The sequence below is a fragment of the Burkholderia sp. LAS2 genome (assembly GCF_018417615.1).
GTDB lineage: Bacteria > Pseudomonadota > Gammaproteobacteria > Burkholderiales > Burkholderiaceae > Burkholderia > Burkholderia sola.
Genome location: NZ_CP071054.1, coordinates 225,434 through 240,116, shown reverse-complemented (window position 1 = coordinate 240,116; position 14,683 = coordinate 225,434). Strand labels below are relative to the sequence as shown.

Here is a 14,683-nt window from a genome sequence, read left to right as displayed (position 1 = left end):
AACCGAATCGGTAGTATTCCGGAAGATCGGTGGTCGATCGCAACCATTCGGCCGCGCGACCCGAGGGCGGCGCTCACGCCCACGCCCACGCAATCAGGATCGCTAGAAACCCGGCAGCCGCCCATGCCCGTCCGACCGCCGCGCTGCGGCGGCTCGCCACCGGAAAAACCGATCTGCGCGGCGCCGAGCACGCGGGCGTCGCCGTTCGCGCGATCGTCAGTTCGACGGCAGTGACTGCGCGTCGAACCAGTCGAGCAGCGTGCGCGTGACGAACGCCGGATTTTCCAGGTTCGAGATATGGCCGGCGTCGGGCACCAGCGCATGCGCGCAACCGATCACGCTCGCCATCTTCACGGTTTCCGACGGCGGGCGCGCCATGTCGCCCGCGCCGCACATCAGCAGCGTGCGTGCGGCATCGAGGTCGGCGAGTGTCGCGAGTGTGTCGGGCCGGCCGAAAATCAGCCGGCCGAGCGGCGCGATCGATTGCCGCAGCCGGTCGGCCGGCAGGTTCGCGAGCGCATCGCGAAACGCCGTCGGCACCGGGTCGTCGAGATTGACGTCCGGCCGGAAGAACAGCGGCACGATCGCGTCGAGCAGCGGCGGCGCGATGCGGCCCGCTGTCTCGATCGCGTCGAGCATCCCGAAGTAGCGGGCGCGCGTCGCATCGGGTTCGGCCTCGAGCGACGCATCCATGATCACGAGCGAGCGCACGCGCTGCGGCTCGCGCAACGCGAGCCGCGCGCCCCACATGCCGCCGACGCTGAGCCCGACGATCGCGCACTGTTCGATCTCCAGCGCGTCGAGCAGCGCGCTGGCGTGCGCGGCGAGATCGTCGAGCGTGTACGTGCCGTCCGGCAGCGCGCCCGATTCGCCATGCCCCCACAGATCCGGCACGATCACGCGATACCGGCGCGACAGTGCGTCGATTTGCGGCGCCCACATCGTCGCGTCCCACAGATAGCTGTGCCCGAGCAGCACCGGAAAACCGGCGCCGTGATCGAGGTAGTGCAGGGTACTGCCATGAATAGTGTGTGCGGGCATGCTGTCTCCGGATGTGAGGACGCGGCGATGGCCCGGAAACGGGTGCCGCAGTCGGCGGCGTTCTGCGACGAACGCGAAGCGGCGCATCATCGCACAGGTTGCAGGCGTCGTGCATGACGCCGCGCACGACGTATTCGCCGCGCTATCCGACGCGGTACATCGGCAGCACGTTGCTGCCGGCGATGCCCGGCTCCTCCTCGAGCGAATGACACGCTTGTTCGAGCAACCAGTTGGTCAGCACCGCGATATCGAATTCGTTGCACGCATCGGGGTTCTGCACGAGCACGTAGCTGCCCGATGCAACGGTGCAGTGCGGGAACAGCTCGACGAGCCGCCCCTGCTTCAACAGCCCGTCGACGAGGGGCCGCCTGCCGATCGCGATACCGTGGCCGTCGACCGCGGCCTGGACCAGTTGATCGTACTGGCTGAAGTGCAGCGCGCCGACCGGCCGCAGCCGCGGCACGCCGAGCGCCTTCAGCAAATGGCTCCAGCCGTGCCACGGCCATTCGCCGCGCGGGTCGTCGAGATGCAGCAGCACGTGCTTGTCGAGGTCGGCCGGCTTCATCGACGCGGCGTCGCCCGCCGCCACCAGGCTCGGGCTGCACACCGCGACGACACGCTCGCGAAACAGCACGTCCGTATCGTCGGTCGACGTATACGGGCCTGCATAGCGCACGGCCAGGTGCAAACGTTTGCGTTTGAGATCTTCGATTTCGCTCGTGGCCGACACGCGCACGTCGATGTCCGGATAGCTGGCGCGAAACGAACCGAGGCGTGGAATCAGCCACAGCGCGGCGAACGAGACGGTGGTCGACAACGAGATGGCGCGCTGGCCGACACTCGACGACAGCTTACCGACCACCGATTCCAGGTCGGACAACGCGAACGAGATCGCGTCGTACAGCTCGCGCCCCTTGTCGGTCAGCGTCAACGAACGAATGTGCCGATGGAACAGCTCGATCCGGAGCTGCTCTTCGAGCGCCTTGACCTGCCGACTCACGGCCGATTGCGTGACGTTCAGTTCCTGCCCCGCCCGCGTGAAGCTCAAATGGCGCGCCGCGCATTCGAAGCCTCTCAGGAAATCCAGCGAAGGCAGACTTCTCAATCGCTTTGCCAATCTCACATTAGCCATACCGCCGCCTCAAAGTTGCACCCATCGACCGATAAGTCGCCGTTCGTCTCCCTGAATCGTCTCTCCCATTTGGATTCGGAAACGATTTTATATTGAAGCATGGATGCACATCATTCTTATTTTCAATCGTGACACTTGTATTTATCTATCGATTTTGATCGCAATGATATCCTTACATGAACATTATCCAGGTAGTGATTTTGTAAATTAATATGAGAACGAATCCAGCACTTCAAATAGCCGACAAACTCCTTCAAAAACAGAGGATTACCGCCAGAATTCGACGCTATCACGTCGATCTCGTCGCACAATCAGATGCATCATCCGATTCCTACAATTCAATTTCAATCAGCCAACTTTTAAATTTATTTTCCCGGACTGCGAAAGACAACCGGTCGGTAACATACACGAAAATGCCATCTAAATCCGGAATTCCGTGTTTACATAAATATGCTAAACGAATGAATTTCAAAGCTGCCATGCAATTTCAAGCAACTGATGCGCCGATTATGTCTGGAATGATTAATTCGCCTGCCGGTAGCGCCGTTCGGCCGCATGGCGTTCGGATGTCGGCCGGATTTCGGCCCGCACCGCGCGACGGGCTGCCTGTATCGATCCGCTACGGGCGGCCCAACGCGCCATTCGTCCGCGCGGTCACTTCGCGGCGATAGCGGTTCAGTTCCTGCGCGCTCGCGAACGTGCGCTCGAACAGGATCGACAGGTTGTGCAGGATCCGCTCGACGACCTTCTTCTCCCACTCGCCGTCGAAACGGATCTGCTCGTCGAGCCAGCGCTCGAGCCATTCCGGATCGGGCAGGCGCGACTGCACGGTGTCGCGCGGGAACAGCGCCTGGTTCACGTGCAGGTTGGTCGGGTGCAGCGGCTTCTCGGTGCGGCGCGCCGACGCCATCAGCACGCCGATCTTCGCGAATGCGGCGCGGGCGACGTCGCCGCAGTTGTTCAGCGCTTTCTTCATATAGCGCAGGTACGCGCCGCCGTGACGCGCTTCGTCGCGCGAAATCGTTTCGTAAATCTGCTTGATGACGGGCTCGGTGTGCCAATCGGCCGCGCAGCGGTACCAGTGGTTCAGGCGGATTTCGCCGCAGAAGTGCAGCATCAGCGTCTCGAGCGGCGGCGCCGGATCGAACTGGAAGCGCACCGCGTGCAGTTCCGCTTCGGTCGGCACCATCTCCGGCTTGAAGCGGCGCAGGTATTCCATCAGCACGAGCGAATGCTTCTGCTCCTCGAAGAACCACACGCTCATGAACGCGGAGAAGTCGCTGTCGTGCCGGTTGTCGCGCAGGAACATTTCCGTCGCGGGCAGCGCCGACCATTCGGTGATCGCGTTCATCCTGATCGTCTCGGCCTGCTCGTCGGTGAGCAACGCGGCATCGAACCGGTTCCACGGAATGTCCTTCTCCATGTCCCAGCGAACCGCTTCGAGCGATCTGAACAGTTCCGGATAGAGCATCGTCGTCCCAAGATAGTCGGCAGCGGTAGTCATGCCGATTGCGTGGACGCCGGCGCAACCGCTTCGGCATCGGGCTCGCGATCGTCCCGATCGTCGTCCACCGAGCGAGGCGTCAGCCGGCCGCGCAGCAACGCGTAGTAGAACTGCCGGTACGTGCGGTGGTAATAGCGGATGCGCGGCGCGATCGCGCCATGCAGATCGTGCAGGCGCTCGATCGGCAGGTTCGGCATCATGTGATGCTCGACGTGATAGTTGTTGCCGTTCGTGAACCATGTCATGAACGCATTGCTCTCGATCGTCCTCGTGTTGCGGAACGGGTCGGTGCTCGTCAGGTCGCAGCGGTAGTGCTCGGGCATCTCGACCAGCGCATGCACGGGCGCCGCGACGCACACGAGCGGCACGACCCACACCCAGACGACGCACCACGAGTGCAGCGCGAACGACAGCGCGGCCAGCAGCGCGATCGCCGCCGCCATCAGCAGGTAGTCGCGGCGGATCGCACGCGACACGAGCGCGTTGTCGCCGAAGCGCGCGCCCGGCACGACGAGCTTCGCAACGCTCTTCGCGAACTGGATATAGTGCGCGGCCATCGACAGCCGCCACGCCCACAGCCCGACATTGACGACCGGGCGCGCGCCGTACTGGTCGCCGTAGTCGAAGAACTCCTTGTTCTCCGGCGTGCCGAGCAGCCGGTGATGGCGCAGGTGGCTGTCCTGGTACGCGTGGAACGACACGAGCATCGGCATGCCGAGCAGCACGCCGAACACCATGTTCAGGCGCTTGCTGCGGAACCCCTGGTAATGCAGCGCCTGGTGCTGCAGTTCGACGCCGTGCGCATACATCGCACCGATCAGCAGGATGCCGAAGATCTTCAGGATCACGAGCGCCGACAGCGCGAACATCATCCCGTGCGCGATGAGCGCGACGTACACCGCCAGCTTCAGCGAGAAGACCACGCCGCTCGGGCGGCTCTTCATGTCTGCAACCGATTTCGTTCGGGCGACCAGCGATGAGGTGACGGACAAGACGCTCTCCTTGAGCCGGGCCCCGCCCGGCACGATGACGCGGCGGCGCTGGCGCGCTGCCGGGATGCAATTCTTCTGTGAGTCGATGTTTCGGACAAACGAATTTTCCGAACGCATTGCATGACGCCTGCGCATGAGCGCACCACATCGTGAACTAGACGACCGGTCGAATGAGACAGACCAGTCACCTAGCGCGTATTCATCGTTCACGCTGATAACGAATGTGCGCTGCCCCGAGTGGATGCGCTCCGCTCATGCATAGCCTGCATAGATTCCGTTTGTCGCGGCCGATCGATCCGGCAAGAATCCACCTCACTCGACGAACGGCGCCGCCGGCACCGTGGCGCGAGCGGCCGTGTTCCGCAACGGGAGAACCCTCGTGACGAAGTACGCATCGACCATTCATCGCCTGATCGAATCGCTCGAGGACGTCGCGGGCGCCATGCATCGCATGACGTTCGTCGACGATGCGGGCAACGAAGCCGGCGTCACGTACCGGCGCTTCGCGGAAGCGGTGTTTCATCAGGCCGGCGCGCTGCGCGAGCTCGGTGTGCGCGAGAACGATCTGGTGATGCTGGCGCTGCCCGCGTCGGTCGAACATGCGGTCGCGATGATGGCCTGCGTGATGACGGGTGCGCTGCCCTGCACCGTGTCCGTTCCCGCACGGCGCGCGGCGGCCGGACGGCAGGTGATCGACGTCGCGTGCGAGCTGTACCGGCCGCGCATCGTCGTCGCCGCGGATGCGCAGGCCGCCGCGTGGCGCGACGACGCGTTTCCCGCGGCCTCAACGCGCGTGGTCGATCTCGCGACGCTGTCGAATGCCGCCGACGCCGGCGCGCGCGCACTGATCAGCGCGAAGAGCGGCAGCGATCCGCATCATGTGCAGCTCACGTCCGGTTCGACGTCGCATCCGAAGGCCGCGGTGCTCAGCCACGAGAACGTGATCGCGAACGTGCTCGGCATCGGCGGCTCGGTGCGCTTCGATATCGCGGCCGGCGACGGCACCGCGTCGTGGCTGCCGCTCTATCACGACATGGGGCTGCTCACGCTGCTGTCGAACCTGCATTACCGCGCGCCGCTGCTGATGATGCAGCCGAACAGCTTCATCCGGAATCCGCTCGGCTGGTTGAAGCGCATCGCGTCGGCGCGCGCGACGACGACGTCGGTGCCGACCTTCGCGCTGCGCTACTGCGTGCGCCGCTTCAATGCGGCCGCGATGATCGGCGTCGATCTGTCCGCGTGCCGCAACATCTTCATCGGCGGCGAACGCGTCGACGACGCGACGCTGCGCGATTTCGCCGCGACGTTCGCGCCGTACGGCCTGGCGGCATCGGCGCTGCAACCGTGCTACGGGATGGCCGAATCGACGCTCGCGGTATCGATGCATCGCGCGTGGCACGAAGGCGCGGTCGACCGCGCGCCGTACGTGATCGCCGACACGCTCGACCGGCGCGCGCTGATCGAGCGCCGCGACGCGCAGCCGGCCGCCGCGAACGACGGTCGCGAGACGGACACCGAAACGGTGCTCGCGATGGGCACGCCGATCGACGGGATGGCGTTCCGCATCCTCGACGACGGCGACCACGCGCTGGCGAACCGCGCGGTCGGCGAAGTCGCGATCCGCGGCACGTCGGTGATGCTCGGCTACCTGAACCCCGACGACGGCACGATCGCCGCGCCGCTGACGGCCGACGGCTGGTTCCGCACGGGCGACATCGGCTACGTCGCGGACGGCCAGCTGCATATCCTCGGCCGCAAGAAGGAAGTCATCATCATTCGCGGCAGCAACTATTTCCCGCACGAGATCGAGGAAGCGCTGGCGTCGCACAGCGCGCTGCGCAAGAGCACGTGCATCGCGTTCGGGCTGCCCGATCCCGAAACCGGCACCGAGCGGCTGGTCGTCGCGATCGAGGCGCGGCCCGTCGACGCGACGCCGCAAACGCGCACCGAGTGCCAGCAGCTGCTCGCGTCGCGCATCGGCTTCGCCGCGCAGGATCTGTGTTTCGTCGAGCCCGGCTCGCTGCCGCGCACGACGAGCGGCAAGCTGCAGCGCGTGAAGTGTCGCGATCTCTATGCGAACGGCGCGCTGCCCGTCATCGCAGCGCCGGTTGCCGTCGAAGCGGGCCAGGGAGCATTCGCATGACGGCCGCGCCCCTGGCCCCTGTGCTCGAGCTGCGCGACGTCACACGCACGTACGAAGGCGCGGGCCGCGTCGTCGCGGTGCGCGACGCGACGATCTCGATCGCCCGGCGCGACGTCGTCGCGCTCGTCGGTCCGTCGGGCAGCGGCAAAAGCACGCTGCTCAACCTCGCCGGCTTTCTCGACGTGCCGACGAGCGGCGAACGCTGGCTCGAAGGCCGCCGCATCGACGATGCGCCGGACACGCTCGAACGGATTCGCCGCGAACGCATCGGCTTCGTATTCCAGCAGTTCAACCTGATACCGGTGATGTCGGCGCTCGAGAACGTCGAGCTCGGCTGCTTCGCGTGGGGCACGCCGCGCACGCGGCGCGAACGCGCGCGCGCGATGCTCGACGCGGTGGGGCTCGCCGCGCGCGAACGACATCGCCCCGGCGAGCTGTCCGGCGGCGAACAGCAGCGCGTCGCCCTGGCCCGCGCACTCGCCAAGGAGCCGGCGATCGTGATCGCGGACGAGCCGACCGCGAGCCTCGACAGCACGAATGCGCGGGCGGTCGCCGAGCTGATCCTCGACACCAATCGCACGCTGGGCACCGCCTTTCTGATTGCGTCGCACGACGATCGTCTGTGCGCGCACCTGCCGCGCCGCATCGAGATGCGCGACGGCGTACCGGGAGTGAATCGTGAACTGGTCGACGTTTGCGTGGCGTAACCTCTGGCGCAACCGGCGCCGCACCGTGCTGACGATGGCGATGATCGGCGTCGCCGCGTTCGCGTCGAGCCTCGCGCTCGGCTACGTGATCGCGACGTTCGATGCCGTGCGCCAAGGGTCGATCGACAGCGGCGTCGGCCACGTGCAGGTGCTGCATCACGGCTACCTCGACCTGATCGGCGAACGGCCGCTGCAATACGGGCTGACCGCCGACGAACAGGCCGCCGCCACGCAGGCGATTGCAAAGGTGCCCGGCGTCGCGACGACCGCGCGCGGCATCGACTTCGACGGGCTCGTATCGAACGGCGATCTCAGCTACGGCTTCGTCGGCGAAGGAATCGAACCGAACCGCGAGCCGCCCGGCTTCTTCGACTATCACACGGTACTGTCGGGCCGCTATCTGTCGCCGACGAACGCGGGGACCGAAGTCGTCGTCGGCGCCGAACTCGCACGCAAGCTCGGCGTGCACGTCGGCTCGGTCGTGCAGCTGATGGCGTCGACCGCGCACGGCGGCATCAACGCGACCGACGCGCAGATCGTCGGCGTGATGAGCACCGGCAACAAGGACGTCGACGAACGGATCGTCAACGTGACGTTTACGGCCGCGCAGGCGCTGCTGCGCACCGACCGCGCGTCGCGCATCGCGGTGTTCCTCGAGGACACCGCCGGCACGACGGCCGCCGCTGCGACGCTGCGCACCGCGCTGCCGACGCTCGACGTGCGGACCTGGGACCAGCTCGTGTCGCTCTATCACCAGGTCGTCGCGCTGTACAAGAACCAGTTCTCGGTGTTCGGCGCGATTCTGTGCGCGACGATCCTGCTGTCGATGAGCAACTGGATTTTGATGAGCATCGTCGAGCGGCGCCGCGAGATCTCGACGCTGCGCGCGCTCGGCGTGCCGGCCGCGACGGTGCGCGGCGTGCTGATCCAGGAAACCGCGCTGCTCGGCCTGCTCGGCGCGGCCGCCGGCATCGCGCTCGCGCTGTTGACGATGGTCGCGCTCAATCACGCGCAGATCCACCTGCCCGCGCCGCCCGGCCGCGTGAAACCGATCCTGCTCGAATTCACCGTATCGCCCGTCGCCGTGGCCGCCGTCGAAGCCGCGTTCGTCGTGCTCGGCGTGGCCGCGGCGCTGCTCGCGACGATCGGGCTCGCGAAACGCAACATCCTCGAAGGACTCGCCCCATGAACCGCATTCGCCTTACGTTCGCCGCGCTCGTCGCGTGCGTGCCGCTCGCCGCGCACGCGGCCGACACGCCGACGGCCCAGACCATGCTCGCCCGTGCCGACGCATACCGCAGCACGGCCGCCGATACGCAGACGAGCATCCGGATCACCAACGAGGTCGGCGGACAAGCCGGCGACGCGACGCGCTATCTCGTCTACACGCGCGGCAACGGCGACACGCTCGCGCTGACGCGCAGCGGCGAGAACGACGGCCAGAAATACCTCGCGACGACGCGCGGGCACTGGTTCTACGTGCCGAACACGCGCAGCGCGGTGCGCATCAACGGGATGCAGCGGCTGCAAGGGGAAGTCGTGATCAGCGATATCACGCGCACGCACTGGGCGGACAGCTATCGCGCGACGGCCGTGCCGGGCACGACGCCGATCGCCGGCAAGCCGGCCACCGAGCTCGACCTGAGCGCGACCGATCCCGACAACGTGTACCCGACGATCAAGCTGTGGGTGACACCCGACACCGACGTGCCGGTGCGCGCGCAGTTCTTCCTGGCGAGCGGCCTGCTGTTTCGCAGCGCCGACTTTTCGGCTCCGGTCGACGCGAACGGCCGCAAGGTGATCCGCAAGATCACGTATCGCAACGAGGTCGAGAAGCAGCGCGCGAGCGTCGTCGACATCCTCGACGGCCAACCGCGCACGATTCCGTCGGGCTGGTTCAATCCCGACACGCTCGCCGATGGCCAGTGAGTACGACGCCGATGCCGACGCTCATCGTGACCGCCTCCGTTCGTCGCCCGACCGCGCAAACCGCACGTCCCGCGGCTGGCCCGGCGTCGCGCTCGCGATTCCGCTCGCGCTCGGTTGCACGCTCGCGCACGGAGCATCGCTGATGGATCAGCTCGGCACGCTCAACGGTATCGGCTACGCGCGCTCCGTCGACAGCATGGACGGCCGCGCGCTGCTCGGCCGCCTGATCGGCGACTCGCCGCGCAACCAGCAGGAAGCCGGCCTGCTCGCACGCATCGACGGCGAGAACCTGTTCGTGAACGCGCGCGTCGTCGCCAGCAACCATTCGCTCGGCGCGCAGGCGAGCCGCTTCAACGAAGCGGGCGTGCGCTACGCGTTCGACAACGGCATCACGCTGACGGCCGGCAAGCGGATCGATACGCTCGACACGTCGCAGGCGTTCTTCCCGCTCGGCTTCTTCCAGAAGCGGGCCGCGACGGCCGACATCTACGATCGCTACGGCGACGTCGAAGGCACGCCGCTCATCGAAGCGAAATGGGCCGGCGAACAGACCACGCTGCAGTTCATCGCCGGCGAGAACCGCACGTTGCGCAACGACGTCGACAACCGCGACGTGCAGGGCGCGACGCAACTCGTGCGCGGCGCGTACAACGGGTCGGGCGGCTCGGCCGCGCTGCTCGCGGGCCGTCACGCGGGCCGCGGCGGCGCGGGCGCGACGCTGTCGTTCGACGTCGCGCGCTCGAACACCGTCTATGCGAGCGCGTGGCTCGAGCGCGGCACGACGCGGCCGCTGCCCGCGTTCATCGCGAACGGCACGCCGCTCGATTCGGCCGCCGCGTACGACGCCGTCGATCGCCGCAACGATCGCCAGTACATGTGGCGCAGCGCGGTCGGCATGCAGAGCGCGCTGCCCGGCAATCTGTCGCTGATCGTCGAGTGGTCGCACGACGAAGCGCGTTACGACGCGAGCCAGTGGCGCCGAATGGTCGGCGCGGTGCAGGCGAACAACGCGCTGCTGCCCGTCGCGCCCGGCGCCGCGCTGGCCGGCCTCGGCGGCACGGCCAACTTCGTGAGCGTCGACGGCAGCCTGCGCGACTACCTGTTCGCGCGGCTCGGCAAGAAGGTCGGCCGCGTCGAGTATTCGCTGCGCGGCGTCTATTCGCCGCAGGACAAGGGCCTGCTCGCGATCGCGCAGGTCGTCGCCGACGTGAACACACGCGTGAGCGTCGATGTCGCGCTCACCCACGCCTTCTCCGACAGCCAGTCCGAGTACCGGATGGTCGGCCTCGGCACCCGCATCGACGCCGCCGTGCGCGTGCGTTTCTGACAGGAACCCTGCCATGTCCACGCTTTCCGCCCCCGCCCCGATCGCACCGCCGCTGCTGCTGCGCGTGGCCGATCAGGCTGCGTATCCGGTGCTGCGCCACCTCGACGCGATCGGCACGCCGCCGCGCGCGGCGGCCCGGCTCGTCGAAGCCGCCGCCGTGCGGCTGCTCGACAGCGAGATGGTGATCGCGCTGCGCGCCGCCACGCCGGACGTGCTGCCCGACGCGTCCGCGTCGACACCGCTGCGGCACGACGAGGCGCCGCTCACCGAAGCGCTGCTCGAGCAGATCGACCGCGAAGGGTTTCATCACCTGTTCAAGCCGTTCATGCGCGCATTCATCCGCATCATGTTCGGGCTGTTCTTCTCCGACGACCAGAACCGCCGTGCATGCGCGTGCATCGACGCCGGCCACAACTTCGCGTTCCTGATGAGCGACGGTGGCGGCCCGACGCTGGCCGCCTGGCGCACCGTCGTACGTAGCGACGACAACGGGCTCGCGCTGACCGTCGACAAGGTATGGGGCATCGAGGCGCATCGCGACTGCATGGCCGTCGTCGCCGCGCGCCTGCCGGGCGTGATGTTCCCGGCCGCCTATCTCGTGTGGCCCGAAGAGTATCGAAAACTGAAACGCACGACCTGCGGCGCGCCGTTCCTCGCGGGCAACCTGCAGCTCGCAAACGTCGGCGGCCAGGTGCGCGTCGCCGCCGAGGATCGGCTGCGGATCGGCGGGCCGACCGTCTTCAACAAATACCTGACCGTGGTGCGACCGTACTTCGTCCGCGCGCTGATGGCGCACGTCGGCTGGCTCGAACGGACCGGCCGCGTCGAACTCGATGCCGACGCGCGCGCCGTGCACCGCTTCATCGCGGACGCCGCGCGCACCCAGACCGACGACGCGCACTACAGCTTCGGCAAGGTGCAGCGCGTGCTCGCGATCAAGCTGCTGTCGAACGAGTTCCTGAGCGCGCTCGTGCGCGACGGCAAGGTGCCGCTGTTCGACGACCAGCGCGACCTGCTGGCGTTTTCGAAGATGGAAGGCAGTTCGTACCGTTGTTATCACGAGCTTCGCAAGAGCCTGCGCTGCGAAGCCGGCAGTTGATCCACGCGACAGGCCGATCGATCCCCGATCCATTCAACTCAACTCCAGGAGCTCCCCTCATGACGACCCAGAACGTTCCGGCCGACGCGCTCGACATCCTGTCCCGCGAAGTCGCGAAGATCCTCAACGTCGAAACCGTCGACACGGACGCCGGCATCGGCGAACTCGGCATCGATTCGCTGAACATCGTCGAGCTGATCGTGTTCTGCGAACAGCTTTACGGTTCGATCGATCCGGAAGCGCTGAACATCACGCAGTACACGACGCTGCAGCAGCTCGACGCGCAACTGCGCAGCCAGCAGCACGCGGCCTGATACGGCGATGCTCGCGCCCCTTGCCCCCGTGGCGACCGCCGCCATCGAGCCGGCCCCGGCGACCGCGCTGACCGTGCAGGCGCTCGCGTACCGGCGCGTCGCGCCGTCGCGCGACGGCGCGGCGGTGCCGCTCGACGACACGGCGCGCGCGATCGGCACGCTCGCGTGCGCCGAGCGCGAGCGGCTGTGCGGCGCGGTCGGCGCGGACGACTACGTGGTCAGCTCGACGATCCTGTCGATGCTGCTGATGAACGATTCGCCGCAGCATCGCGTGTTCGCGCGGGCGCTGGCCGGCGCGAACGACTACACGCCCGACTGGATGACCTGCTCGTACGAATGCGCGGGCTGGGGCTACGTGCTGCGCCGCACGCTCGCGACCGCGGCCGAGACCGGGCCGCGCACGCTGCTGCTGCAGATCGTCGACATCGACGTGCACGGCTATACGTACTGGCACGGCAATCCCGCATGGGGGCGCTCGGGCTTCGGCGTCTGCACGCTGCTCGTCGACGTCGGCCGCGAACCGGCGCAGTCGGTGATCGCCGACGCCGCGCCGCCGTCCAGCGCGGTCGTGCGGCTCGGCCGCGACATCCGCACGTTCTGCGCGGCGCGCCCGGGCCTGCACGCGGCGTTGCCGTTCTTTCCGGCGACGTCGCGGCGCGCGCTGCTCGCGTCGGTCGGCAAGACGCCGCTGCTGCCGGACGGCCACGGCGTGTTCGGCCATGCGTTCGGCAGCGACCCGTGGCTGTCGGTGCTGCTCGCGCGGCGCGACGGCGACACGCCGCGCCGCGCGGCCGTCTGCTCCCTCGCGCTGAACGGCTATTACGCGATCGCGGACGTCGCGTTCGCGCCGGACGCGACGTTCTCTCTCGACGGCGAGGCGTGACATGGTGCGACCCGTTCACTTCACCTACCGGATCGAGCGCGATGTGCGCCAGCCGGTCGCGGTCGCGGCCAGCGCGTACCGGATGCCGCTCGACACGCCGGCCGATTACGCACGCGCCGCGCTCGCGGAAGCGGCCGGCGATGCGTACGACGCGGGCAATCCGTCGGACGCGGCCGACGGCGAACGTCGCGTGCTGCTCGACCACGTGCAGTATTTCGCATTCCTCGCGGAAATCACCGCGCGGATTCGCGACGCGGTGCACCCGGACGCGCGCCTGTTCATCGAAGTGTGCGCGCCGTATTTCGGCGCGCTGCCGGCCGAACTGCTCGCGCCGCACGTGCTGCTCGGCGTGCACCTGTACGACGAAGCCTTGCGCGATGCCGCGCGCGGCGCGCCGGTCGTCTGGATCGGCGACCGCATCCTGCGCGATGCGGAATTCGCCGGCGACAACCGCGTGTGCTGCGCGATCTGGCCCGCGCGGCTCGCCGATGCGTTCGACGCGCAACTGCGCGGCGCGTGGCCGGCGTTCGCGATCCGGCTCGAGCCGCACCCTGGCGCGTCGCGCGCCGCCCCATTCACCGATTCCGCCCATCATTCCGGCGCCGCCGCGCGGCCGGGGAGACCCTGATGAACGACACGCTTACCGTGATGCAGGACACGGCCGATATCCGCTGGTCGATGCCCGTCGATGCGCTGATGTCGAACGACTACGCGCTGCGCGAAGAGGCGCTGAACCGGCTGTACGAGAAGGCTAAGGCCGCGCAGTGGGACGTCGCGACCGACGTCGACTGGCGCCACGACCTCGACCCGGCGAACCCGCTCGGCATGCCCGACCCGACGCTGCTGATCTATGGCACCGAACTGTGGGGCAAGCTGGCCGACGCCGACAAGCGCGAGGTACGTCACCACGCGCAGGGCTGGCTGCTGTCGCAGATCCTGCACGGCGAGCAGGCTGCGCTGATCTGCGCGTCGAAGCTCGCGTCGGCCGAGAACGGCCTGAGCGCGCGGCTGTGCGCGGCCGCGCAGATGATGGACGAAGCGCGCCACGTCGAGGCGTACGCGAAGCTCGTCAACGAGAAGCTCGACGTCAGCTACCCGATGAGCCGCTCGCTGAAGGGGCTGCTGCACGACACGATCACGAGCAGCGCGCTCGACATGACGAACCTCGGGATGCAGGTGCTGGTCGAGGGCATCGCGCTGTCGATCTTCCAGAGCGTCGTCGCGTACAGCACCGACCCGTTCATCAAGGACCTGTTCCTGCGGATCCAGCGCGACGAAGCGCGTCACTTCGCGGTCGGCCGGATCACGCTGTGCCGCGTGTACGCGGAGATGAGTTCGCACGAGCTGCGCGAGCGCGAGGAATTCATCTGCGAAGGCGCGGCCGTGCTGTACGAGCATCTGTGCGCGGACGACATCTGGGAGCCGATGGGACTGTCCAAGCGCGAATGCAGCGCGATGGTGCGCGAGTCGCCGGTATCGAGCTCGATCCGCCGCTCGATCTTCCGGCGCCTGGTGCCGACGATCCGCGAGATGGGCCTGCTCACGCCGACCGTGCAGGCGACCTTCGAAAAGCTCGACGTCCTCGACTACGCGGCGATGCCGCTCAACTGAC

14 protein-coding genes are annotated in these 14,683 nt (G+C 67.4%); 10 read left to right on the top strand and 4 right to left on the bottom strand.

Going from position 1 to position 14,683, the window contains the following annotated elements; translation table 11 throughout:
* Positions 1–216 precede the first annotated feature (216 nt).
* The 4 genes from JYG37_RS30240 to JYG37_RS30225 all read right to left on the bottom strand — a co-directional run bounded on the left by JYG37_RS30240 (position 217) and on the right by JYG37_RS30225 (position 4,621).
* Positions 217–1,041 (bottom strand): alpha/beta fold hydrolase, encoded by an 825-nt coding sequence (locus tag JYG37_RS30240; RefSeq protein ID WP_050013651.1) that lies wholly within the window; start codon positions 1,039–1,041, stop codon positions 217–219.
* 142 nt (positions 1,042–1,183) lie between these two features.
* Entirely contained in the window at positions 1,184–2,173 is a 990-nt protein-coding gene (locus JYG37_RS30235; protein ID WP_050013566.1) for a LysR substrate-binding domain-containing protein, read from the bottom strand.
* 619 nt (positions 2,174–2,792) lie between these two features.
* On the bottom strand, positions 2,793–3,644 hold the full coding sequence (locus JYG37_RS30230) for a ferritin family protein (protein ID WP_213347081.1): 852 nt from the start codon (positions 3,642–3,644) through the stop codon (positions 2,793–2,795).
* 29 nt (positions 3,645–3,673) lie between these two features.
* Positions 3,674–4,621, bottom strand: coding sequence for a fatty acid desaturase family protein (locus JYG37_RS30225; RefSeq protein ID WP_050013567.1), 948 nt, complete (start codon positions 4,619–4,621; stop codon positions 3,674–3,676).
* Positions 4,622–5,048: 427 nt separating this feature from the next.
* Between JYG37_RS30225 and JYG37_RS30220 the strand changes: the two genes are divergently transcribed.
* Genes JYG37_RS30220 through JYG37_RS30175 form a run of 10 tightly spaced genes read left to right on the top strand, consistent with a single transcriptional unit; the run spans position 5,049 to position 14,682 of the window.
* Positions 5,049–6,812, top strand: coding sequence for a fatty acyl-AMP ligase (locus tag JYG37_RS30220; protein WP_239469031.1), 1,764 nt, complete (start codon positions 5,049–5,051; stop codon positions 6,810–6,812).
* Positions 6,809–7,519, top strand: coding sequence for an ABC transporter ATP-binding protein (locus tag JYG37_RS30215; RefSeq protein ID WP_050013569.1), 711 nt, complete (start codon positions 6,809–6,811; stop codon positions 7,517–7,519). The genes JYG37_RS30220 and JYG37_RS30215 overlap by 4 nt, the downstream gene beginning before the upstream one ends.
* A complete protein-coding gene (locus tag JYG37_RS30210; RefSeq protein WP_213346926.1) occupies positions 7,491–8,708 on the top strand; it encodes an ABC transporter permease in 1,218 nt (405 codons plus the stop codon). The genes JYG37_RS30215 and JYG37_RS30210 overlap by 29 nt, the downstream gene beginning before the upstream one ends.
* Positions 8,705–9,448 (top strand): outer membrane lipoprotein-sorting protein, encoded by a 744-nt coding sequence (locus JYG37_RS30205; RefSeq protein ID WP_204384745.1) that lies wholly within the window; start codon positions 8,705–8,707, stop codon positions 9,446–9,448. Before JYG37_RS30210 ends, JYG37_RS30205 begins: the two co-directional genes overlap by 4 nt.
* Entirely contained in the window at positions 9,438–10,775 is a 1,338-nt protein-coding gene (locus JYG37_RS30200; RefSeq protein ID WP_213346924.1) for a hypothetical protein, read from the top strand. Before JYG37_RS30205 ends, JYG37_RS30200 begins: the two co-directional genes overlap by 11 nt.
* 13 nt (positions 10,776–10,788) lie before the next feature.
* Positions 10,789–11,874, top strand: a complete 1,086-nt coding sequence (locus tag JYG37_RS30195; RefSeq protein WP_050013573.1) for a hypothetical protein — start codon at positions 10,789–10,791, stop codon at positions 11,872–11,874.
* 59 nt (positions 11,875–11,933) lie between these two features.
* Positions 11,934–12,188, top strand: coding sequence for an acyl carrier protein (locus JYG37_RS30190; protein ID WP_006481176.1), 255 nt, complete (start codon positions 11,934–11,936; stop codon positions 12,186–12,188).
* A gap of 7 nt (positions 12,189–12,195) precedes the next feature.
* Positions 12,196–13,071: a hypothetical protein gene (locus tag JYG37_RS30185; protein WP_213346922.1), complete on the top strand. Its 876-nt coding sequence runs from the start codon at positions 12,196–12,198 to the stop codon at positions 13,069–13,071.
* A 1-nt stretch (position 13,072) separates the two neighbouring features.
* Positions 13,073–13,699: a hypothetical protein gene (locus JYG37_RS30180; protein WP_213346920.1), complete on the top strand. Its 627-nt coding sequence runs from the start codon at positions 13,073–13,075 to the stop codon at positions 13,697–13,699.
* A complete protein-coding gene (locus JYG37_RS30175; RefSeq protein ID WP_050013576.1) occupies positions 13,699–14,682 on the top strand; it encodes a ferritin-like domain-containing protein in 984 nt (327 codons plus the stop codon). Before JYG37_RS30180 ends, JYG37_RS30175 begins: the two co-directional genes overlap by 1 nt.
* Position 14,683: the final 1 nt, after the last annotated feature.